Genomic DNA, 20,553 nt, shown 5'->3' with positions numbered 1-20,553 from the left:
CATGGCGAACCAGGGCATCCGCACCGTGCTGCACCCCGTGAGCGACCTGGAGAAGGCCGAGCCGCTCTACACCGCGCTGCTCGGCGTCGAGCCGACCGCCGACGCCCCGTACTACGTGGGCTACGACGTCGCTGGCCAGCACATCGGGCTCGTCCCGAACAGCGGGATGACCGGCCCGGTCGGCTACTGGCACGTCGACGACATCGAAGCGACCCTCGCGGCGGTCACGGCCGCCGGCGCGGTGGTCACCCAGCCCGCGAAGGACGTCGGGGGCGGGCGCCTCACGGCCACCGTCACCGACGCGGACGGCAACGTGCTCGGCCTGCTGCAGGACTAACCGGAGCGGACGGGCAGTTCCTCGAGCCGCGTCTGCACGGTCCGGCCGGACTCCCAGGCGTTGGCGCCCGCCTCGACGTCGGGACGGGGGATGCCCGAGCGCTTGCGCTGCCGCTCCGGGGCCGACACCCCGAGGCGGCGGTCCCGGTCGCGGACCGCCGCCTCGTCGGCCTGCCCCTCCGCGGTGAACGCCATCATCAGCCGGGGGATGCCGTAGGGGAAGTCGTCGCGGTCGTACTGCCAGGTGTGGAAGGTCTTGCCGTAGGTGGTGATCAGGTCGGAGAAGTAGGCCCGCTCCGCGATCTCGGGGATGCCCGGGGCGACGAGGACGCCCGAGGACACCTCGTGGTGTTGGCTGTGCCAGAGCCGCTTCTCGTCCTCGGGCAGGGCCCGGAACCGCTCCGCGCTGACGATGTACTCGATGCCGATCAGGCGGGCGTCGTGGGCGTTGCGGTCGAAGATGACGCACTGGTGCAGGTCGTGCCGCAGGTGGATGCAGAAGTGGCTGGCCTCGACCTGGCGGCCCATGTCGTCGGCGTAGAAGTGGAAGCCGTTGAGGTAGGTGCTCATCGCGTCCACCGGATACTTCTGCTGCATCACGCCCGAGGCCGCGTCCAGCACCCGGTGCCTCCACGGATGGCCCGCGCCGACCGCGGCGCTCCCCACCACCGTGCGTCCCAGCGCCACGCCCGCCGCGGCGGCCGCCCCCAGTCCGAACCATCCCGCGCGCGACATACCGGCAGGTGCCCGACGCCCGCGCGCGGCGAAACGGAGCGACGCGGACGCCGGAGCGGCGCCGACGCACCCGGCCCAGGCCGCTCGGGCACCCGTCGTCCTACCGTCCGGTACCGGTGCGATCGGGCGGACGGCGTGGTGCCGTCGTGACCATGACGGTCGACGACACGGCGAAGAACCGCACCCAGCAGGTCAAGGGCAAGGCGAAGGAGCAGGCCGGGAAGCTCACCGGCAACAAGAAGCTCGAGCGCAGCGGCCAGGCCGACATGGCGAAGGGTGAGGTGAAGGAGCGCGCCTCGAAGGTGAAGGACGCGTTCTCGTAGGAGGTGCGCTGCGCGCCTGTGAGTACTTTTCCGTGCCCCGACACGGAAAAGTACTCACAGGACCGCAGGTCACCTCTCGATCAGCGTCATCTGCGAGGCGGAGTGGTGCCCCCCGACGGCGGGGGTGGCCGCGTCGAGACGGGCGAGCTGCTCGGAGGTGAGCGTGACCGCGTCCGCGCCGACGTTCTCCTCCAGGCGCGACACGCGCTTCGTCCCCGGGATCGGCGCGATGTCGGTGCCCTTCGAGAGCACCCACGCGAGGGCGGCCTGGGCGGGGGTGCACCCGGCGTCGTCGGCCACCGCGCGGACCTCGTCGGCCGCGGCCAGGTTCGCGCGGAAGTTCTCCTCGGCGAAGCGGGGGTTGTTGCGGCGCATGTCGCCGTCGTCGAAGTCGGCGACCGAGCGGATCGTGCCGGTGAGGAAACCGCGGCCGAGCGGCGAGTAGGGGACCAGCCCGATCCCGAGCTCGCGCAGCACCGGGAGCACCTCGTCCTGCTCGCGGGTCCACAGGGAGTACTCCGACTGCAGCGCCGTGATCGGGTATGTGGCGTGCGCGCGGCGGATCGTGTCGATCCACGCCTCGGACAGCCCCAGGTAGCGGACCTTGCCCGCCCTCACCAGCTCCGCCGCCGCGCCGATGGTCTCCTCGATCGGCGTCCGCGGGTCCACCCGGTGCTGATAGAGCAGGTCGACGTGGTCCGTGCCGAGGCGGCGCAGCGATCCCTCGACGGCCTGCCGCACGCTCTCCGGGGAGGAGTCGGCACCGTCACGGCCGGTGTGGGAGATCATGCCGTACTTCGTCGCGACGACGGCCTGCTCCCGCCGGCCCGCGAGCGCGCGCCCCACCAGCTCCTCGTTCACGTAGGGCCCGTAGACCTCGGCGGTGTCGATGAGCGTGACACCGAGGTCGAGCGCCCGGTGGATGGTGCGGATCGACTCGTCGTCGTCCTGCCCCGCCCCCGAGTAGCCGTGGGACATGCCCATCGCGCCCAGCCCGATGCGGCCCACCTTGAGGTCACCCAGTCTCGCCGTCTGCATGCCCACGGATGCCCCGCGCCGGTCCCGCCCAATACCGGAGCGAAGGTGTTGACAGAACCTGCAGATCTACCTATAACTATGACCGTCAGTCAGCTGGAGATAGCAGTGCGGCTCAGAAAGGGGATGACCGATCGTGCTGCTGAACTACGACCCCGTGGACGCCTTCCGCTCCCTCGACCGGCTCACCGGGTGGCGCGGCCAGCCCGGCACCGGCATGCCGATGGACCTCTACCGCGCCGGCGACCACGTCGTCGCCGCCTTCGACGTCCCGGGCGTCGATCCCGGGTCGATCGAGATCACCGCGGAGGGGCAGACGGTCACGGTGAAGGCCGAGCGCACGGCACCGGCCGACTCCGGCGAGTGGCTGGTCGCGGAACGTCCGCGCGGGCGCTACAGCCGTCAGCTGAGCCTCGGCCGGGATCTCGACGTCGAGCGGCTCCACGCCACCTACGTCGACGGGGTGTTGTCCCTGACGATCCCCGTCGCGGAGCGGGCGAAGCCCCGTCAGATCTCCGTGGAGCACGCGGCCGCGCCCCGGTCGATCGACGCCGACCACGCCGATCACGAGGCCCCGGCCTCGTCGTCCTGACCGGTCCGTGACGGCCGTGACCGGAGGAGGTGGTGTGCTCCCCGCAGCTCCATGACCACCACGACGAGACATCAGTGACCCTGTCCGAGACCGGGCGGGGCGGGTGCAGCACGGCCCGCCCCGTCCGGCACGTCCGGGCGCAGCGGTCGGCATGGGAGAGGATCGGCCGCGTGGCCCTCGACCGCCTCGACGATCCCGACCACCCCACGTACGGAATGGGGCAGGCGGCCGACCTGCTCGACGTCCCGCCCGCGTTCCTGCGCAGCCTCGACACGGCGGGCCTGGTGAGTCCCGCCCGCTCCGTCGGCGGCCACCGGCGCTACTCCCGGCGCCAGCTCGACCGGGTCGCCGCCCTGCGGCTCCTGGCCGACGGCGGGCACACGCTCGCCAGCGCGTCCGAGATCCTCGACCTCCGCAGCAGCCTCGACGCGGCCCGCACCGAACGGGACGACGCCCGCACCGAACGGGACGACGCCCGGCGGGAACGCGACGTCGCCGTGCGCGAGCGCGACACCGCGCGGGAGGAGCGCGACGAGGCCCGGGAGGCGCGGCGCGAGGCCGACCGGCCCGACCCCTGACCACGGCGTCCGGACCGACGACGAGGAGGCCGCATGATCACCCTCACCGACCACGCCGTCCGTGCCCTCCACGCCGAGCGCGACCGCGACCGTGCGGGTCCGCGCGGTCCACGCCGGCCGTCCGGCTCCGGTCGACCTTGCGACCGGCGCGACCCACCGGCCCGGTGATCTCGTCGTCGCGGCCGACGGCCTGACGGTCCTGGTGGACGCCGACCTGGTGCCGCCCGGCCACCACGTGCTCGACGTCGTCCCCGACGACGACGGACCCCGGTTCGTTCTCGCTCCCGCAGGTCGCTGACGCCGGCTCAGGGTGCGCCGGCGCCGATCATCGCGAGGTGCAGTGCCCGGGCGGCGGGGGACATCGGGGTGCGGTGCAACACGCCGAACGGCGGGTGCGCGGTCGCGGGCACCACCTCGTGCACCCCGACCGTGGGTCCCGGCCGGTCGACGGCCGACCCGGCGAGCAGGGCGACGCCGAGCCCGGCCGCCACGAGGTCGCGCACCCCGTCCGGCGTCGACGCCTCGAACCGCACGGGCAGGTCGACGCCCAGCCGGGCCGCCAGGCCGTCGAGCACGTCGCGCAGCCCGCTCCCGGACGGCAGGCACACGAACGGCTGGCCGTCGAGGTCCGCGAGGTCCCCGCCCTCGCGTCCGGGTGGGGTCAGCAGCACGAGCCGGTCCGGCGCCAGCGGGGTGGCCGCCGTGCCCGGCGGGAGCTCCGGATGGATCGGGCCGAGCACGAGGTCGAGCGCCCCCGCGACCAGGTCGTCGGTCAGCGCGTCGACGAGCCCGGTCCGCAGCGACAGCGTCACCCCCGGATGACGACGGGCGAACCCGGCGAGCACCGCCGGCAGGTCGAAGCCGCCCAGCACGCCCGTGGTCCCGACCGCGACGGCACCGCGCACGACCTGCGCCACCTGCGCCGCCTCGTCCCGCGCCGCCGCCACCTCGGCGAGCACGCGACGGGCCCGTGCCAGGACCAGCTCGCCCGCCTCGGTCAGCGCGACCCGCCGGGTGGTGCGCGTCAGCAGCGCGACGCCCAGCTCCGACTCGAGCCGCCGCACCTGCGCGGAGATCGCCGGTTGGGCGACCAGGAGGTCCTCGGCCGCCCGCGTGAACCCGCCGCAGCGCACGACCGCCTCGAAGTAGGTGAGTTGCCGCAGTTCCACGCGATTCAGCGTCGAGCGCGATCGATCCGAGCGCAACACGGTCTTGGACGTCTGAGTGTGCGCGGGCGCATGGTGGACGCATGATCACCGTCGGGTCCATGCGCTACGACACGACCGCCGCCCTGTTCGAGGGCACGGCGGGCTTCGCCGGCCACGAGATCGAGATGCGGACGGGGAGCATCGTGCCGGAGGTCTTCGCCCGGATGCTGCGCGACCGGGAGTTCGACGTCGCCGAGCTCGGCCTCGGGTTCCTCCTCCGCGTCCTCGAGGAGGAGCCAGGCGCGTTCGTCGGCGTCCCCGCCTTCCCCAACCGGGTCTTCCGGCACTCCTGCGTCTACGTCCACGCCGACTCCGACATCCACACGCCGGCGGACCTGGTCGGCCGCACGATCGGCGAGTTCGGGATGTACGGGCAGGACTCGGGGGTCTGGGCCAAGGGCATCCTCGCCGACGAGTACGGCGTCGACCCGGCCGCCAACCGCTGGGTCATCGGCGGCCTCGACACCCCGATGGCCCCGTTCGACTTCGTCCCGCCGCGCTCGCCGGACGGCGTCGAGATCGTCGCGGAGCCCGACCGGGCCCTGTCCGACCTGCTCGCCGCGGGCGAGATCGACGCGCTGTTCAGCGCCAACGTGCCCGCCACGTACGGCGGGCCCGGGGTGCGCCGGCTGTTCGAGGACTACGTGCCGGTCGAGCAGGACTGGCACCGGCGGACCGGGATGTTCCCGATGATGCACGCCGTCGTCGTCCGCGCCGATGCCCTCGCGGACCACCCCGACCTCGCCCGCGCCGCGTACGAGGGCTTCCTCGCGGCGAAGGACGCGGCCCGCGACCACTACCTCGGTGCCGGCCGCCGGCTCTACCAGGTGCACACGATGCTGCCGTGGATGAGCCGGCTCGTGGAGGACGACCTCGCGCTCCTCGGCGAGGACTGGTGGCCCTACGGCATCGGGGCGAACCGCGCGGAGCTCGACACCTTCCTGCGCTACCAGCACGAGCAGGGCCTGTCCGCGCACCGCTTCACCGTCGACGAGGTCTTCGCCCCGGACCTGCTCGACACCTGACCGGCGCGTCGCACCCCTCCCGGCCGAACCTCGCGACGCTCACCGGCCGCCGGGGAGGTGGCCGGCGCGAACTCCGGGCTGCTGACCTTCGGTCCGGTCGCCGACCACCTGGCGGTGTTCAGGAAGGGCGCGCCATCGCCGCGTGCTTCTCGGCCTTCTCCACCTCGGTGAGCTTCCTGTTGTCCTCGACCTGCTGGCGGGTCGCGTCGTCGCCGCCGATGACGTGGTCGTCGCCGCGCATCAGCGCCTCGTAGCCCAGGCGGGCGACCTCGGCCTGGTCGTTCTTCCAGGAGTCGTCGCCGAAGACGGTGTCGTCCATGCCGGCGGAGTGGTGGAACTCGCTGTTCGTGGCCCCGGGGAGCAGCGCGGTGACGACGATGCCCGACTCGCGCAGCTCCTCGCGCAGCGACTCGGCGAAGGAGAATCCGAACGCCTTGCTCGGCCCGTACACCGTCTCGTAGGGCGTCGGCTGCAACGCGGAGATCGAGGAGGTGACGAGGATCCGGCCGCGGCCCTGGGGGAGCATCGCGTGGACGACGCGCTTGGCCAGGTGCACGGTTCCGGTCACGTTGATCGCGATGAGCTCGAGCTCGGCGTCGAGGTCGGTGTCGGCGAAGGCGCCGCCGATCCCGATCCCGACGTTGAGGCACGCGACCTCGAGCGGCCGCTCCAGGCCGGCGACGAACGACCAGAACTCCTCGACGCCGTCGTGGGTGCCCATGTCGACCTGGACGCCCCACGCCTCCCCACCGTGCCCACGCAGCGCGGCCGCGGACTCGTGGACGCGGTCGGCGCGGCCGGAGACCACGACGTCGTGGCCGTGCTGCGCGAGCTGCTGGGCGAGCTCGAAACCGATGCCGGAGGAGCCGCCGGTGACGAGGGCGAGGGGACGCATGGTCCGAGCGTTCCCGACGACGGGTCGGGTCACGCGTGCCCCGTCAGCCGAGGCTGGTGGGGGTGATCCCGCCGTCGACGGCGATCTCCGCGCCGTGCAGGTAGCGCGCGGCGTCGGACAGCACCCACGTGACGGCGTCGGCGATCTCCTCGGGCCGACCGGGGCGCCCGGCGGGGGTGCGGGCGGTCATCGCCGCGACGACCGCGTCGTCGGCGTCGTTGATCGGGGTCCGCGTGGCGCCCGGCGACACGCTGTTCACCCGCACCCCGCGGGGCCCGAACTCGGCCGCCCAGCTGCGCGCCAGCTGCAGCTCGGCGGCCTTCGTCGCGGAGTACAGCCCGACGAACGGGTGGCCGACGTGCGCCATCCACGACCCGATGACGACGATCGCGCCCTCGCCCCGCTCCGCCATCGCGGGGGCGAGCGCGGCGGTGAGCACGTGCGGGGCGCGGACGTTCACCCCGAGGGCGGCCTCGAGATCGGCGTCGGAGAGCGACGGGGTGTCCACCGGCGGGCACACCGCCGCGTTGTGGACGAGCACGTCGACGTGTCCGTCGAGGGCGTCGGTCGCGGCGGCGGCGAAGGTGCGCAGCTCGTCGGGGGAGCCGGTGAGGTCGGAGGGGAGGAACGTCGTCCCGAGCTCGGCGGCGAGGGCGTCGCCGCGGTTCTTGTCGCGGCCGGTGACGAGGACGCGCAGGCCGGCGGCGGTGAGGGCACGGGCGGTGGCGGCACCGATCCCGCTGGTGGAACCGGTGACGAGGGCGTGACGGGTCATGGCGTCGAGACCACACCCGACGTCGGGACGCAGCCAGGGCATCCGATGACCACGTTCCGCGGGCGGCTGCTCCGTAGGGTCGACCCCGTGCCCTCCGAACTCGGCGCCTTCCTGCGGTCCCGCCGCGACCGGCTGACCCCGGCGCAGGCCGGGATCACGCCGGTCCCGGGCCCACGACGGGTCCCGGGGCTGCGCAAGGAGGAGCTCGCGCGGCTCGTCGGGCTGAGCCCGGACCACTACAGCCGCGTCGAGCAGGGTCGGCAGCGCACCATGCCCGACGACGTCGTGGAGGCGCTCGCGCGGGCGCTGCGGCTCGACGACGTCGAGCGGGCGCACCTGCGCGACCTGGCGGCCCCGTCCCGTCGGTGGGACGCCGGGTGGGAGGCGCCGCAGCGGGCCGATCCCGGGCTGCTGCGCCTCATGACCGCGCTCACGCACGTGCCGACGCTGCTGCTGGGACGGCGGGGCGAGGTCCTCGCCGCCGGTCCGCTGCTGGCTCCGGTGCTGGGCGTGGACCTGCAATCGGGGGAGTCGTTCGTCCGGTGGCTCTTCCTGGATGCGGACGCTCGCGCGCGGATCGTGAACTGGCCCGACTTCGCGGCGGCCGCCGTCGGTGCGCTGCGCTACGAGGTCGGGCGCCACCCGCGCGACCGGCGGCTCCTCGCGCTCGTCGACGAGCTCCGGGCCGCGGACCCCGACGTGGCGCGGTGGTGGGACGACCGCGGCGTCGCCGACCGGACCTCGGTCGCGAAGCTCATCGACCACCCGACGGCGGGGCGGCTCGAGTTCGGGATCGAGGCGGTGTCGGTCCCGCACGACCCGGAGCAGCGGCTCGTCGTCTACACCGTGGAGCCGGACTCGCCGACCGAGCGGGCGCTGTGGCTGCGCCTGGTGAGCACTCAATGGGGCCATAGCCCCAGTTAGTGCTCACCTGGGCGTAGCCCACCTCCAGCGCCTCGCCGAGCAGCCCGAGGTCGGTCGAGGTCCGGGAGACGGCGGGTGCGTCGGCGGGAGGGCGGACGTGCAGCACCCGCTCGCCCAGCTCCGCGAGCAGCGCCTCGGTCCGGCCCGCCTCGGTCACCCGGTCGCGCCACGGGCCCTCGACGCCCGGGGCGTGGCGCCGCAGCCAGCGCCGCACGATCGCGTCGACGACGCTCGGCGGCTCCGCGGGCACGTGATCGGCCGCGTGCGTCCGCAGCACGACCAGGTGCGTGATCCCGGCCGCCAGCGCGGTGTGGACCGCGACCGGCTCCGCGAGCCCGCCGTCGACGAACCGCCGACCGTGCAGCGCGACGGGCGGGCCGGCCAGCACGGGCAGCGTCGAGCTCGCCCGCAGCGCCCGCGGGACGTCCTCCGGCCCGGTGAGCAGCGGCCGCAGATCCGTCGAGGCGCCGGTCGCCGCGTCGGTGGCCATCGGGTGGAACGGGCCCGCGAGCACCCGGTCGAACGGCATCGGGAACTCGTGGACGTAGACCTGCTCGACGAGGTGCGCGAGGTCGACCACCGGCCCGCCGCGCAGCAGCCGGCGGGTCGAGATCGTCCCGCGCATCACCGACGCGTCGACCCACGGCGCCATCGCCGCGCGCGCCATCCCCGCCGTGAACCACGCCGCGTTGAGCGACCCCGCCGACACCCCGTACACCGCGTCGAAGCACCCGCCGAAGCCCTGGTCCTCCAGCGCCGCGGCCATGCCCGCCGAGTACGTCGCGCGGCTCCCGCCGCCCTCGACGACCAACGCGACCTTCTCCCCGTCGTCGGGAAGGCCTTCCCGACGATCCGCTGGTCGAGCTCCGCTGCGCTGCGTCTCCCGACGACGGCTCAGGACGGTCAGTGCGTCGGCCATCGGCCCTCCACGGTGGTGGCGTCGTCGTCGGTGTGCACGGTGGCCGCCAGCCCGGCCCCGCGCACGGCGGCGGCGAGCTCCGGGGCCTGGTGCGTGGCGCACTCCACGAGCAGGGCCCCGTCGGGGGCGAGCCAGCCCGGGGCGAGGGCAGCGATCCGCCGGGCGAGGGCGAGACCGTCCGGGCCGCCGTCGAGCGTGGCGAGCGGCTCGTGCTCCCGGGCCTCGGGCGGCATGTGGTCGATCTCGACGGTCGGCACGTACGGCGGGGAGGCGAGCAGGACGTCGACCCGGCCGCGCAGCGACGCGGGCAGCGGCTCGTCGAGGTCACCCGTGTAGACCGTGCCGGGGACGTTGCGGCGCGCGCACGCGACCGCGGCCGGGTCGTGGTCGACGGCGTGGAGCTCCACCCGTGGCAGGAAAGCGTCGTTGCTGCCACTGGACGCCAGCAACGACGCTTTCCTGCCACGGGCGACGGCCGCCCCGAGCGCCCCGGACCCGCAGCACAGGTCCACGACGACGGCGCCGGGCCGGACCCGGGCCACCGCGAGGTCGACGAGCAGTTCGCTGCGGTGTCGCGGCACGAACACTCCCGGCGCCACGGCGATCCGCAGGCCCCGGAACTCCGCCCACCCGAGGACGTGCTCCAGCGGCTCCCCGGCGACCCGGCGGGCGACCTGCTCCTCGGTCGCGTCGCGCAGGAGTTCTGCCTCCTCCTCGGCGAACACGCACCCGGCGGCGCGGAGCCGGGCCACCAGGTCCACGGGCCCCACCGTAGGACGGGTGGTGGTACGGCCGTCGCCGTGGTGGCATCTGGGGTGTGGCTCAGTACGGGGACTACCAGCTCGAGATCTACGGCGCGGGCCTCAAGGGCGTGCTCCCGCGCTGGCCGGTCGACTTCGCGGATCTGGAGGCGGCGGCCGGCGCGGCCCTGCCCGACTGGATCCTGAACTACGTCGCCGGCGGCTCCGGCGACGAGCGGACGCAGCGCGGCAACGCCGAGGCGTTCGGCTGGTGGGGGATCGTGCCGCGGATGATGCGGGGCGCCTACGAGCGCGACCTCACGACGTCGTTCTGCGGGGTCGACCTCCCGACGCCGCTGTTCTGCGCCCCGGTGGGCGTGATCGGCCTCTGCTCCCAGGACTTCCACGGCGACCTCGCCGTCGCTCGCGCGTGCGCCCGGACCGGCGTGCCGATGGTGATGTCGACGCTGACGAACGATCCGTTGGAGGACGTGGCCGAGGCCCTCGGCGAGACGCCCGGGTTCTTCCAGCTCTACACGCCGAAGGACCGCGACGTGGCGGTCTCCCTCATCCAGCGCGCGGACAAGGCGGGCTTCCGCGGCATCGTCGTCACCCTCGACACCTGGGTGACCGGCTGGCGCCCGCGCGACCTCAACACCGCGAACTTCCCGCAGCTGCGGGGACACTGCCTCGCGAACTACTTCTCCGACCCGGCGTTCCGCGCGCTGCTCACCGACAGCCCCGAGGAGGACCCGCGGACGGCGATCGGGCTGTGGTCGCGGATGTTCGGGCACAGCGTCGGCTGGGACGACCTCACGTGGATGCGCGAGGCGACCGACCTGCCGATCCTGCTCAAGGGCATCAGCCACCCCGACGACGCCCGGCGTGCCGTCGAGCTCGGGGTCGACGGCCTCTACTGCTCCAACCACGGCGGCCGCCAGGCCAACGGCGGGCTCCCGGCGCTGGAGACGCTGCCCGACGTGGTCGCGGCCGCGGGTGACGTGCCGGTGCTGTTCGACTCCGGCGTGCGCAGCGGGGCCGACGTCGCGAAGGCGCTGGCGCTGGGCGCGACGGCCGTCGGGCTCGGCCGGCCCTACGCGTACGCGCTGGCGCTGGGCGGCGAGGACGGGGTGGTGCACCACCTGCGCTCGGTGCTCGCCGAGACCGACCTCGTCATGGCCGTCGACGGCTACCCGACGCTGGCCGACCTGCGGGGTCCCGGGACGATTCGGCGGCTGCCGCAGGGGGTGGCGTAGCCGCCATGTGAGCACTTTCCGTGGCTGGAGCCACGGAAAGTGCTCACATGAGCGAAGCTCACACCGCGTGCTTCTCCACCACGGCGCCGAGACGCGGCAGCGCCTCGATGACGTTCTCCTGCGCCTTGCCGCGCAGCTTGGAGTAGACCGACGTGATCGCGGCGCGGTTCGACTTCTCCGCGCGCCGGTCGGTGACACCGAGCAGGGCCTCCGACACCGGCTGCGGGTGCGCGGCGAGGTAGGCGCCGAAGTCGCCCGTCGGGGACGCGTTGTAGGCGGTCCAGTGCGGCTCGAGGGCCTCGACGAACTCGTCGAGCAGGGTGTCGATGACGCCCCAGATGATGCCCGGCTTGATCTTCTTGACGGCGGCGTACCCGGTCTTGATCACGCCGCCGGACAGGCCGCTCTTGTCCTTGACCTCGTCGTCGACGAGCGCCTCGAGGTCGGTGACCACGAAACCGCGCTTGTCGGAGTCGAGCAGTGCTGCCTTGAGGGTGACGGCCACGCTGGGTGTCCTTCCACGGGGGAGCAGGGCCGCGGTGACGGTACGACACGCCTGCGAGCGCCCGGCGAACGCCCCGGCGCATGAATCACACCGGTGTGGTTCTAGTCGTCGTGGTCGGTGATGAAGTCGAGGAACACCGGCCAGGAGTGGGTCTTCGCGCGGCGGCCGGTGAGCACCCCGAGATGGCCGCCGGGTTCGACCTCGAACCGCAGGTCGGCGGCCTTCGTCAGGAGCTCGACGCCCTTGCGCACGCTCGCCACCGGGGCGATCCCGTCGTCGGCGCCGGCGATGAGCAGGATCGGGTCCTCGACGTCGGCCAGCCGCACCCGCCGCCCGTCGATCCGCACGGCGTCGCGGGCGATCTCGTTGCCGCGGATCACGTGGTGGAAGACCTGCCCGAACGCCCGGCCGGGGTAGGCCACCATGTTGTGCATCAGCACGTCGACCGCCTCCATCTGCTCGAGCAGCTCGCGGTCGTCGAGGTGGGTCAGCACCGTGATCGGCTTCGTGATGAAGCGGTCGGCGCTCACCAGCTGGAACGCCGCACGGACGGCCGACGCGGGGAACCCGCCCAGCACGCGGTAGGCCGTGGTGAAGATGGCGCCGCCGGTGTACTCGGCGATCGACCGGAACGGCGCCACGATCGGCACCTTGTCGACGTCGACCGGCGCCGCGAACGCGGTCCCCGACGCCACCGGGAGATCGTGCGCGGCCAGGGTGAGCAGCACGAACAGCCCGCCGAGGCTCCACCCCGCCAGGTGCAGGTCGCCCGCGCCGTCCGCGTCGGCGTGCGCGGCCTCGACCGCCGCGGGCAGCACGTCGTCCACCCACGTCTCCAGGCCGCGCCGCCGCCCGCGCCAGAAGGCGGCGTCGTAGGTGACCATGTAGACCGTCCGGCCGTGCTCGAGCAGGAACTCCACGAGGCTGTTCCCGCGGCGCAGGTCGAACGCGAGGTCCGGCGCCCCGAGCGGCGGCACCAGCAACACCGGGTTCCCGACGACGGGTGCGTCGGGCATGGCGGTGTAGCGGTGGAGGGTCCAGCCGCGGCCGCCCGTGAGCGCGGTGCGCGGCCACCGCGTGGTGTCGGCGAGATGGCCCTCCCAGAGGCGGTCCCACACGTTCTCCAGCGCCGAGGACACGCGGCCCACCACCGAGCCCGCCTCCCGCAACGCGGCGTCGAGCACCGTCGGGGTGGGGTCGGGGTCGCCGGCCGGGACGGGCGTACGCGCGCTGGACACGGCGGGATCGTAGGGCCGATCGGGGGAGGTCCGGCGGTCGGAGTACCCCGGCGGTGGCGAAGGGTGACGCTGCGAGCGGTCGTTCGGCCACGGTCGGTCGACATCGACGCAGGTTGACGCTGTGTCGATTGCCCACTGCACGGAGTGACACCGGGCCCACACGGACGCATGACATCCCGCCTGATCGTCAGAAGGACGACTACATGGTCCGTCCGTTTGACTTGTCGACGCGGCATCCGGACGAGGGCAGACGCCCGGACGCCGCGGCCCGACGTGCGGTGCGCCGGGCCCGGAGACCGACGGAGTCAGTGGGAACGGAGGACCGGACGGTGGACCCGAGCACGGTGTCGGTGCAGGGGGTGCCCGCGCTCTTCGGAGGCGTCGGGCCGAGCGTCGTCGCGACCCGCGTCAGCGCGCCGGCGGACACGCACACCGAGGCGGCGCAGGCCCGACGCCGTCGGCTCGCCGTGGCCGGCGTGTCGCTGATGGGCGCGGCCGCCGTCAGCACCGCCGTCTTCCAGACCGTCACCGGCACCTCCACCAGCCTCGCGATGACCAACGGCCTCAGCGCGTTCCTCGGGGCGACCTCGATGCCCACGCCGCAGGGCCCCGGGGTCGGCCCCGTCGCCCCGGCCGCGCCCGTGATCACCGACCTCGGCCTGCCGGGCCCGGCCCCCGTCGTCCCGCCGGCACCCGAGGTGGCGCTGCGCTCGCAGCAGGGTCCGCTGGCCGGGCCGGGTGAACTCCCCGACGCGACGCGGCCCGCCCCCGCGACGGGCGGTGCCGCCGTCGGCGGGGGAGACCGCGCCGGGGGCGCGCCGGCGTCCCCGATGGGTGGCGGGTCGGGCGGCGGCGCGGGCGGCGGCTCGGGTGACCACGGCTCTCGTCCGTCGTCGCCCGGGTCGACCACGACCCGCCCGTCGGGCACGACCTCCAGCGCCCCGCCGTCGAGCACGACCCCGTCGCCGCCGCCGCCCGCTGAGACGTCGTCGCCCGGCTCGTCGTCGGGCTCGTCGTCACCGGCGCCGTCGCCCGGGAAGCCGTCGGCGGGCGAGCCGACGCCGAAGGCGCCGTCCCCGCCGTCCCCGAAGCCGCCGTCCCCGAGGCCGCCGTCGGTGGAGACGCCCTCGCCGAAGGCGCCGACCGTGGCGAGGCCGTCCGGAGCCGCCCTGAGGTGATCGTCGGCGACCGCCGGGTCGTGCGGTGATCACCGGCCACCGCCCGAACGGCCGGTGTTTCGCCCCGTTCGTCGGGTCCTCGGGCCCGCGATCTGCGATGATGCCGCATCACGCCGGGCCCGAGGGGGCCGCGCACCACTCGGGACGGGACCATGAGCGAGTCGAACCGCGAGCCGCAGGACGCCGACCCGTTCGCCCGGCCGCAGGGTGAACAGACCGGGTCGGGCAGCACCGGCTACCCGCCGCCCACGTCCTACTCCGGGCCGTCCTCCCAGCCGACCGCCGCACCGTCGGGAAGCGACACGGAGCCGCCGAGCCACGGCCGGCAGGGCTACGAGCAACAGAACTACGGCCAGCAGGGGTACGGCCAGCAGGGCTCTGGCCAACAGAACTACGGGCAGCAGGGTTACGGCCAGCCCGCGTACGACCAGCAGGGCTACGGGCAGACCGGGTACGGGCAGCCGGGCTACGGGCAGACCGGCGCGTACCCGCCCGCGGCACAGGGGTACCCGGCGCCGACCAACGGGCTCGCGATCGCCTCGCTCGTCCTCTCACTGTTGTCGTTCGTCTTCGGCATCACCGCGATCGGCGGCGTCATCTGCGGGCACATCGCCCGGCGCCAGATCCGCGAACGGGGCGAGGGCGGGGACGGCCTCGCGCTGGCCGGCCTGATCATCGGCTACATCTTCATCGGCCTGTTCGTGCTGTTCATCGTGTTCTTCATCGTCGTGTTCGTCGCCGCGGCCGGGTCCAGCGGCACGTACTGACCCACCCCGGACACAGCACCGCCCCCGGTCCCGCACAGGGACCGGGGGCGGTGTCGTGTCTCCTCAGCGACGCGGGCGGCGCAGGTTCCGGCGCTGCTCGGCGCGCAGCTGGTGGACGACCACCGGCAGCACCACGAGCGCGACGAAGGGCAGGCCCACCATCGGCAGGGCGAACAGGCCGAGGAGACCGAGGGCCATGACGACGAGCGCGGTCACCGGCGAGGTGATCACGGCGCGCAGCCGGCTGAGATCGAGGGACGAGGTCCGCGACCGCTCGGCGGAGCCGACGGCGGCGATGCGGGGGAGGGTCGGGGTGTTCTGGGGCCAGGGCAGAGCCATCGGGAGCGCAAGGTCCTTCGAGATCGCGGGCGGACACGGGGAATCGGCACTAGACGGACGACGGACACCGGGCCCGTCCGTGAATCGATCGAGCCCGGCATGCCCACAGACGTCGTACCCCACGCCGCGTTGCTCGTCGGTCAGGTCTCGATTCGGCAACGCCGGACCACCCCCTAGGGTGCGGTCGTGACCGCCGCGGACCCCGACGTCGCCGCCCTGCTCGCGCGCTGGGCCGAGCGCGGTGAGCCGGCGATGTTCGCCGGGACCGACACCGACGAGGGCATCGCCGCGGCCCGCGACCGCTTCGCCGCCCTGGTCCGCGAGACGGTCCGCCCCGCGGACGCCGCCCCCGAGGTCCGCGACGACGGGCCGGTGCCGGTGCGGGTGCACCGTCCCGCGGAGCGGCGGACGGACGCGCTCGTCGTGCACGCCCACGGCGGCGGCTGGGTGCTCGGCGGCGGCGACGTGTACGACCCGATCGCGGCGCGGCTCGCCGACGACACCGGCGCGGTCGTCGTCGCCGTGGACTACCGCCTCGCCCCGGAGCACCGGTTCCCGAAGCCGCTCCACGACGTCCTCGGCGGACTCGCCTGGGCCGTCGACCACGCGGCGGACTGGGACGTCGACCCGCACCGGGTCGCCCTCGCGGGGGACTCGGCGGGGGCCAACCTCGTCGCGGGGGCGGCGCTCGCGCGTCGGGACCGGCGCCAGTCCGTCGTCGGGACCCTCCTGGTCTACCCGCCGCCGGACTTCGAGGGCCGCTACCCCTCGGTGCGGGAGAACGGCGAGGGCTTCTTCCTGACGGCGGGCGACGTCGTCGCGTGCTCGAAGCTGTACCTGGGCTCCGCGAACCCGCGCGGCGACATCCGGCTCTCCCCGCTGCGGGCCGACCTGGCCGGGCTCGGGCCGACGATCGTCGCGACCGCGGGACTGGACCCGCTGCGCGACGCCGGTCGGGCGTTCGCCGAGGCGCTCACCGCGGCGGGGGTGGACGCGCGGCTGCGCGAGCACCCGACGCTGGTGCACGGGTTCGTCGGGTTCACCGGCGCGGTCCCGGCCGCGGACGAGGCCGTCGCCGCGCTGCACCGGGAGTTCGCCGCGCTGATCTCCTGAGAGCCTCCGGACGGGCGACTACGCTCGCGACCGTGACGGTGAAGATCGGATACAAGGCCTCTGCCGAGCAGTTCGGTCCGCGGGATCTGGTGGAGTACGCCGTCCTCGCCGAGCAGGCGGGGCTCGACAGCGCGTGGGTGTCGGACCACTTCCTGCCCTGGCGGCACGAGGGCGGCCACGCGCCGTCCGCGCTGACGTGGATGGCCGCCGCGGGCGAGCGCACCTCCCGGGTCCAGCTCGGCACCAGCGTGCTCACCCCCACCTTCCGCTACAACCCGGCGGTCATCGCGCAGACGTTCGCGACGATGGCCCTGCTCACCGGGAACCGCGTCATTCTCGGCGCCGGCACCGGCGAGGCCCTCAACGAGGTCGCGGTCTCCGGGCGGGAGTGGCCCGAGTTCAAGGAGCGGTTCGCCCGGCTGCGGGAGTCCGTGCGCCTCATCCGGGCGCTGTGGACCGAGGAGACGGTGAACTTCGAGGGCGAGTACTACACCACCGTCGACGCCTCGATCTACGACCGTCCGGAGCAGCCGGTCCCGATCTTCGTCGCCGCCGGTGGGCCGCAGATGGCGCGCTTCGCCGGGCGCGCCGCCGACGGCATGATCTGCACGTCGGGCAAGGGCATGGAGCTCTACACCGACAAGCTCATGCCGGCCCTCGCCGAGGGCCGCGAGAAGGCGGGCACCCCGGGGATCGACGGGGTCGACCGGATGATCGAGATCAAGATCTCCTACGACCGCGACGCCGACCGCGCGCTGGAGAACACCCGCTTCTGGGCGCCGCTGTCGCTCACCGCCGAGCAGAAGCAGTCGGTGACCACCGCCCAGGAGATGGAGCAGCTCGCCGACGAGCTGCCCATCGAGCAGGTCGCGAAGCGCTGGATCGTCACCTCCGACCCCGACGAGGCGGCGGCGATGGTCCGCCCCTACGTCGACGCCGGGCTCAACCACCTGGTGCTGCACGGGCCGGGCGACGACCAACCCCGCTTCCTGGAGCAGGTCGCCGAGGACCTGCTCCCGAAGCTGCGCGCCCTGGGGGACTGAGGGCTCACTTCAGGGGGTCGTGGCCCCAGTTCATCAGCGAGTAGCGCCACGTGGAGGTCTCGACGTCCTCCTTCGACGGCTTCTGCTTCAGGTGCCGGGCCACGTACCCCTTGACCTTCTTCATGGCGGCGATGTCGTCGTCGTCGAGGTCGTCGACCTTCTTGCGCTGGATCTCGACGATCCGGCGGCCCATGTAGTGCCCGGTGGACTCCTCGTCGCCCGAGGAGTTGCCCACGGACTGCGACTCGTCGGTGCCGAGCCAGTCGTCGAGTTCCTTCGGCGTCATGTTGACGGCGTCGTCGAACTCGGAGCGGACGGTGTCGGTGTCGTCGGCCATGCGGGGGCGTACCCGCCGCACGGCCGACGACCCGTGCTCACCGGAAGGAGTGCTCCTCCGCCGGGTAGACGCCCTCGCGGACCTCGCGGGAGAACTGCTCGGCCGCGCCGGTCAGCGCCCCCGCCAGATCGCCGTAGCGTTTGACGAAGCGCGGTACGCGCCCGGTGTTGAGGCCCGCCATGTCCGGCCACACGAGCACCTGGGCGTCGCAGTCGGGGCCCGCGCCGATCCCGACCGTGGGGATGCGCAGCTCGCCGGTCACCTTCTTGGCGACGTCGGCGGGGACCATCTCGAGCACCGTCGCGAACGCCCCGGCCTCCTGGACGGCGACCGCGTCGGCGAGCAGCTTGTCCGCCCCGGCGCCGCGGCCCTGCACCCGGAAGCCGCCGAGGGCGTGCTCGCTCTGCGGGGTGAAGCCGAGGTGGGCCATCACGGGGATGCCGGCGTCGACGAGCGCGCGGATCTGCGGCGCGTAGTGGGCTCCGCCCTCGAGCTTGACCGCCGCCGCCCCGGCCTCCTTCATGAACCGCACCGCGGTCTCGAGGGCCTGGGCGGCGGAGACCTGGTAGGAGCCGAAGGGCAGGTCGGCCACGATGAGCGAGCGCGACGCGCCCCGCACCACGGCCTTGCACAGCATGAGCAGCTCGTCGACCGAGACCGGGACGGTGGAGTCATAGCCGAGCACGTTGTTGGCGGCGGAGTCGCCGACCAGCAGGACGGGGATGCCGGCGGCGTCGAACACCTTCGCCGTCGGGAAGTCGTAGGCCGTGAGCATCGGCCAGCGCTCGCCGGCGTCCTTCCACTGCTGCAGGTGGTGGATGCGGACGCGCTTGGGCAGCTCTGCGGGTGACGTCATCGTCGTGTCCTCCTGCCTCGAGGCCCGCCGCTGCGGGTCCCCGGGCACGTGAGAGGGAACAGTGCGCCGGAAGCGTGCACCCACGGCGCTGCGCTGCGGCGATCCTGTCGTCAGCCTCACAGGACGGGCGCCGGTCGGGACCCGGACGGGGCCCTCACCGGGGGGTTGCGAGGATGGCCGGGTGCGTCCGGGGAGCAGGTCCATCCGTCCGAGGAGTTCCCGACGACGTGTGTGGCGCCTGGGGGCCCTGCTCGCGGTGGTGCTCGCTGCGGCGGCCTGCGCCGACGCGGTCCCGGGCACGGCGACCGCCCCCGGGACCGCCTCGTCGTCGGTCACGGCCCCCGCCGACGCGGTCCCGGCCGGGCTCGAACGGTTCTACTCCCAGCAGCTCACGTGGGGGTCGTGCCTGCCGTTCGCGACCACCGACGAGGACCGCCTGTACTACGGCCAGCCCGGGTTCGAGTGCTCGAAGCTCGAGGTGCCGGTCGACTACGCGAACCCGTCGGGGCGGACCGCGCAGATCGCGGTGTCCCGGGTGCGGGCGACCGACCAGGCGCGGCGCATCGGCTCGCTGGTGGTCAACCCGGGCGGCCCCGGCGCGTCCGGGGTCAGCCTGTCCTCGCAGCTCGCGCTCCTCACCCGCGGCGACGAGGTCGCCCGGCGCTTCGACCTCGTCGGCTTCGACCCGCGCGGCATCGGGGCGAGCACCCCGACCATCAGGTGCCTCACCGGCGCGCAGCAGGACGCGCAGCGCGCAGCGGACATCACCGACCCCTCGCCGGCGGGCGTCCAGCGCGCGAACGACCTCGCGCGCCAGACCGCCGACGGCTGTACCCAGCGCAGCGGGGCGGACCTGCTCGCGAACGTCGGCACCCGCGACGTCGTCAAGGACATGGACGTGCTGCGCGCCGTGCTCGGCGACCGGCAGCTGACCTACCTCGGCTACTCCTACGGCACCCGCATCGGCTACACCTACGCCGAGCAGTTCCCGCGCAACGTGCGCGCCCTGGTCCTCGACGGCGCGCTCGACCCGAACCTGGATCCGACCGTGGAGGTCGTCAACCAGGGCCGCGGCTTCCAGGGGGCGTTCGAGGCGTTCGCGAAGGACTGCGCGAGCAAGCCCGGCTGCGCGCTCGGCACCGACCCGACGCAGGCCACCGCCCGCTTCCAGGCCATGACCCGCCCGCTGATCGGAACGCCGGTCCGGCTGCCGGACGGCCGGGTGCTCTCCTACAACGACGCCCAGCAGGGCACCATCCAGTCGCTCTACGCCACGTCGTTGTGGCCGGACCTGCGCCAGGGCCTCAGCGAGCTCGCGCAGGGTCGGGGGCAGACGCTCATGGGGCTCGCGGACCAGTACTACGACCGCGCCCCGAACGGCACGTACTCCCCGCAGCAGGACGCCTTCACCGCGATCCGCTGCGTGGACGACCCGCGGGTGACCGACCCGGCCCAGGCCCTCGACCGGGCGCAGCGCTACAACGCGGCCGCGCCCTTCCTCGACTCCGGCCGGGGGGCGAGCGCCGCCCTCGACTCGTGCGCTTTCTGGCCACCGCAGGCCCCCGTCACCGGCGGCCCCCACACCCCGCAGGTGCCCGGGCTCGCGCCGCCGCTGGTCGTCTCGACGACGGGCGACCCGGCGACGCCGTACCAGGCGGGGGTGGACCTCGCGAAGGCGTTGAACGGCTCGCTGCTGACGAAGGTCGGCGACCAGCACACGGCCACGTTCCAGAACTTCCCGTGCGTCGACGCCATCGTCACGCGCTACCTCGTCGACGGGACACCGGCCCCGCCGAACGCCCGGTGTGGCGAGACCGGGTGATCACGGTCCCGACG

The 20,553-nt window shown here is 73.9% G+C and carries 24 protein-coding genes and 1 pseudogene; 13 read left to right on the top strand and 12 right to left on the bottom strand.

What is annotated here, in order from left to right:
• Position 1 precedes the first annotated feature (1 nt).
• The gene (locus tag A3CO_RS0129115) at positions 2–337 is read left to right on the top strand and encodes a VOC family protein (RefSeq protein ID WP_018335794.1); all 336 of its coding nucleotides are present in this window, start codon (positions 2–4) and stop codon (positions 335–337) included.
• Here A3CO_RS0129115 and A3CO_RS34840 read toward each other — a convergent pair.
• Entirely contained in the window at positions 334–1,071 is a 738-nt protein-coding gene (locus A3CO_RS34840; protein ID WP_018335793.1) for an OBAP family protein, read from the bottom strand. The genes A3CO_RS0129115 and A3CO_RS34840 overlap by 4 nt on opposite strands.
• A gap of 152 nt (positions 1,072–1,223) precedes the next feature.
• On the opposite strand from A3CO_RS34840, the gene A3CO_RS0129105 reads away from it, so the two are divergent.
• Positions 1,224–1,394: a CsbD family protein gene (locus tag A3CO_RS0129105; protein ID WP_018335792.1), complete on the top strand. Its 171-nt coding sequence runs from the start codon at positions 1,224–1,226 to the stop codon at positions 1,392–1,394.
• A 69-nt stretch (positions 1,395–1,463) separates the two neighbouring features.
• Here the strand turns inward: A3CO_RS0129105 and A3CO_RS0129100 are convergent, their stop codons facing one another.
• Positions 1,464–2,432 carry an aldo/keto reductase gene (locus tag A3CO_RS0129100; RefSeq protein WP_018335791.1) on the bottom strand — a complete coding sequence of 323 codons (969 nt, stop codon included), beginning with the start codon at positions 2,430–2,432 and terminating at the stop codon, positions 1,464–1,466.
• 133 nt (positions 2,433–2,565) lie between these two features.
• Here A3CO_RS0129100 and A3CO_RS0129095 point away from each other — a divergent pair, with 133 nt between their 5' ends.
• From A3CO_RS0129095 to A3CO_RS0129085, 3 genes are all read left to right on the top strand, one after another.
• The gene (locus A3CO_RS0129095) at positions 2,566–3,021 is read left to right on the top strand and encodes an Hsp20/alpha crystallin family protein (protein WP_018335790.1); all 456 of its coding nucleotides are present in this window, start codon (positions 2,566–2,568) and stop codon (positions 3,019–3,021) included.
• 170 nt (positions 3,022–3,191) lie between these two features.
• Positions 3,192–3,599 (top strand): MerR family transcriptional regulator, encoded by a 408-nt coding sequence (locus tag A3CO_RS0129090; protein ID WP_245561630.1) that lies wholly within the window; start codon positions 3,192–3,194, stop codon positions 3,597–3,599.
• A gap of 61 nt (positions 3,600–3,660) precedes the next feature.
• Complete coding sequence (locus A3CO_RS0129085; protein WP_018335788.1) at positions 3,661–3,897, top strand: hypothetical protein; 237 nt, start codon at positions 3,661–3,663, stop codon at positions 3,895–3,897.
• 7 nt (positions 3,898–3,904) lie between these two features.
• On the opposite strand, the gene A3CO_RS34835 is transcribed toward A3CO_RS0129085, so the two are convergent.
• Positions 3,905–4,768: a LysR family transcriptional regulator gene (locus tag A3CO_RS34835; RefSeq protein ID WP_018335787.1), complete on the bottom strand. Its 864-nt coding sequence runs from the start codon at positions 4,766–4,768 to the stop codon at positions 3,905–3,907.
• An 80-nt stretch (positions 4,769–4,848) separates the two neighbouring features.
• Here A3CO_RS34835 and A3CO_RS0129075 point away from each other — a divergent pair, with 80 nt between their 5' ends.
• On the top strand, positions 4,849–5,832 hold the full coding sequence (locus A3CO_RS0129075; RefSeq protein ID WP_018335786.1) for a type 2 periplasmic-binding domain-containing protein: 984 nt from the start codon (positions 4,849–4,851) through the stop codon (positions 5,830–5,832).
• Positions 5,833–5,950: 118 nt separating this feature from the next.
• Here A3CO_RS0129075 and A3CO_RS0129070 read toward each other — a convergent pair whose 3' ends face one another.
• Together A3CO_RS0129070 and A3CO_RS34830 are read right to left on the bottom strand one after the other, a co-directional pair.
• Positions 5,951–6,727, bottom strand: a complete 777-nt coding sequence (locus tag A3CO_RS0129070) for an SDR family NAD(P)-dependent oxidoreductase (protein WP_018335785.1) — start codon at positions 6,725–6,727, stop codon at positions 5,951–5,953.
• A 43-nt stretch (positions 6,728–6,770) separates the two neighbouring features.
• Positions 6,771–7,544, bottom strand: a complete 774-nt coding sequence (locus A3CO_RS34830; RefSeq protein WP_018335784.1) for an SDR family NAD(P)-dependent oxidoreductase — start codon at positions 7,542–7,544, stop codon at positions 6,771–6,773.
• 3 nt (positions 7,545–7,547) lie between these two features.
• Here A3CO_RS34830 and A3CO_RS34825 point away from each other — a divergent pair.
• Positions 7,548–8,321, top strand: a pseudogene (locus A3CO_RS34825) (helix-turn-helix transcriptional regulator); the annotation flags it as partial.
• Here A3CO_RS34825 and A3CO_RS40530 read toward each other — a convergent pair.
• Positions 8,257–9,345 carry a patatin-like phospholipase family protein gene (locus A3CO_RS40530; RefSeq protein ID WP_085942420.1) on the bottom strand — a complete coding sequence of 363 codons (1,089 nt, stop codon included), beginning with the start codon at positions 9,343–9,345 and terminating at the stop codon, positions 8,257–8,259. The pseudogene A3CO_RS34825 and the gene A3CO_RS40530 overlap by 65 nt on opposite strands.
• Positions 9,330–10,106 (bottom strand): putative protein N(5)-glutamine methyltransferase, encoded by a 777-nt coding sequence (locus A3CO_RS0129045; protein WP_018335781.1) that lies wholly within the window; start codon positions 10,104–10,106, stop codon positions 9,330–9,332. Before A3CO_RS0129045 ends, A3CO_RS40530 begins: the two co-directional genes overlap by 16 nt.
• 56 nt (positions 10,107–10,162) lie before the next feature.
• Here A3CO_RS0129045 and A3CO_RS0129040 point away from each other — a divergent pair, with 56 nt between their 5' ends.
• Positions 10,163–11,341, top strand: a complete 1,179-nt coding sequence (locus A3CO_RS0129040; protein WP_018335780.1) for an alpha-hydroxy-acid oxidizing protein — start codon at positions 10,163–10,165, stop codon at positions 11,339–11,341.
• 58 nt (positions 11,342–11,399) lie between these two features.
• Here A3CO_RS0129040 and A3CO_RS0129035 read toward each other — a convergent pair whose 3' ends face one another.
• Complete coding sequence (locus A3CO_RS0129035) at positions 11,400–11,846, bottom strand: DUF6918 family protein (protein ID WP_018335779.1); 447 nt, start codon at positions 11,844–11,846, stop codon at positions 11,400–11,402.
• Positions 11,847–11,947: 101 nt separating this feature from the next.
• On the bottom strand, positions 11,948–13,084 hold the full coding sequence (locus tag A3CO_RS0129030) for an alpha/beta fold hydrolase (protein WP_018335778.1): 1,137 nt from the start codon (positions 13,082–13,084) through the stop codon (positions 11,948–11,950).
• A gap of 329 nt (positions 13,085–13,413) precedes the next feature.
• On the opposite strand from A3CO_RS0129030, the gene A3CO_RS0129025 reads away from it, so the two are divergent.
• Both A3CO_RS0129025 and A3CO_RS34820 read left to right on the top strand, forming a co-directional pair.
• Complete coding sequence (locus tag A3CO_RS0129025; RefSeq protein ID WP_157647904.1) at positions 13,414–14,262, top strand: hypothetical protein; 849 nt, start codon at positions 13,414–13,416, stop codon at positions 14,260–14,262.
• Positions 14,263–14,414: 152 nt separating this feature from the next.
• Entirely contained in the window at positions 14,415–15,029 is a 615-nt protein-coding gene (locus A3CO_RS34820; RefSeq protein ID WP_018335777.1) for a DUF4190 domain-containing protein, read from the top strand.
• Positions 15,030–15,092: 63 nt separating this feature from the next.
• Here the strand turns inward: A3CO_RS34820 and A3CO_RS0129015 are convergent, their stop codons facing one another.
• Positions 15,093–15,368 carry a hypothetical protein gene (locus tag A3CO_RS0129015; protein ID WP_018335776.1) on the bottom strand — a complete coding sequence of 92 codons (276 nt, stop codon included), beginning with the start codon at positions 15,366–15,368 and terminating at the stop codon, positions 15,093–15,095.
• 186 nt (positions 15,369–15,554) lie between these two features.
• On the opposite strand from A3CO_RS0129015, the gene A3CO_RS34815 reads away from it, so the two are divergent.
• Together A3CO_RS34815 and fgd are read left to right on the top strand one after the other, a co-directional pair.
• Complete coding sequence (locus tag A3CO_RS34815; protein ID WP_018335775.1) at positions 15,555–16,481, top strand: alpha/beta hydrolase; 927 nt, start codon at positions 15,555–15,557, stop codon at positions 16,479–16,481.
• Between the two features lie 32 nt (positions 16,482–16,513).
• Entirely contained in the window at positions 16,514–17,524 is a 1,011-nt protein-coding gene (gene fgd, locus A3CO_RS0129005) for a glucose-6-phosphate dehydrogenase (coenzyme-F420) (RefSeq protein ID WP_018335774.1), read from the top strand.
• A gap of 4 nt (positions 17,525–17,528) precedes the next feature.
• On the opposite strand, the gene A3CO_RS0129000 is transcribed toward fgd, so the two are convergent.
• Together A3CO_RS0129000 and panB are read right to left on the bottom strand one after the other, a co-directional pair.
• Positions 17,529–17,861, bottom strand: coding sequence for a DUF3140 domain-containing protein (locus A3CO_RS0129000; protein ID WP_018335773.1), 333 nt, complete (start codon positions 17,859–17,861; stop codon positions 17,529–17,531).
• A gap of 37 nt (positions 17,862–17,898) precedes the next feature.
• Entirely contained in the window at positions 17,899–18,717 is an 819-nt protein-coding gene (gene panB / locus A3CO_RS0128995) for a 3-methyl-2-oxobutanoate hydroxymethyltransferase (RefSeq protein WP_018335772.1), read from the bottom strand.
• A 229-nt stretch (positions 18,718–18,946) separates the two neighbouring features.
• Between panB and A3CO_RS0128990 the strand changes: the two genes are divergently transcribed.
• Positions 18,947–20,539: an alpha/beta hydrolase gene (locus tag A3CO_RS0128990; RefSeq protein ID WP_018335771.1), complete on the top strand. Its 1,593-nt coding sequence runs from the start codon at positions 18,947–18,949 to the stop codon at positions 20,537–20,539.
• Positions 20,540–20,553: the final 14 nt, after the last annotated feature.

Origin of the sequence: Actinomycetospora chiangmaiensis DSM 45062 (genome assembly GCF_000379625.1) — a bacterium.
Lineage (GTDB): Bacteria > Actinomycetota > Actinomycetes > Mycobacteriales > Pseudonocardiaceae > Actinomycetospora > Actinomycetospora chiangmaiensis.
Note: the sequence above shows the minus strand (reverse complement) of the source record. Positions and strands in the feature narration are given on the sequence as shown.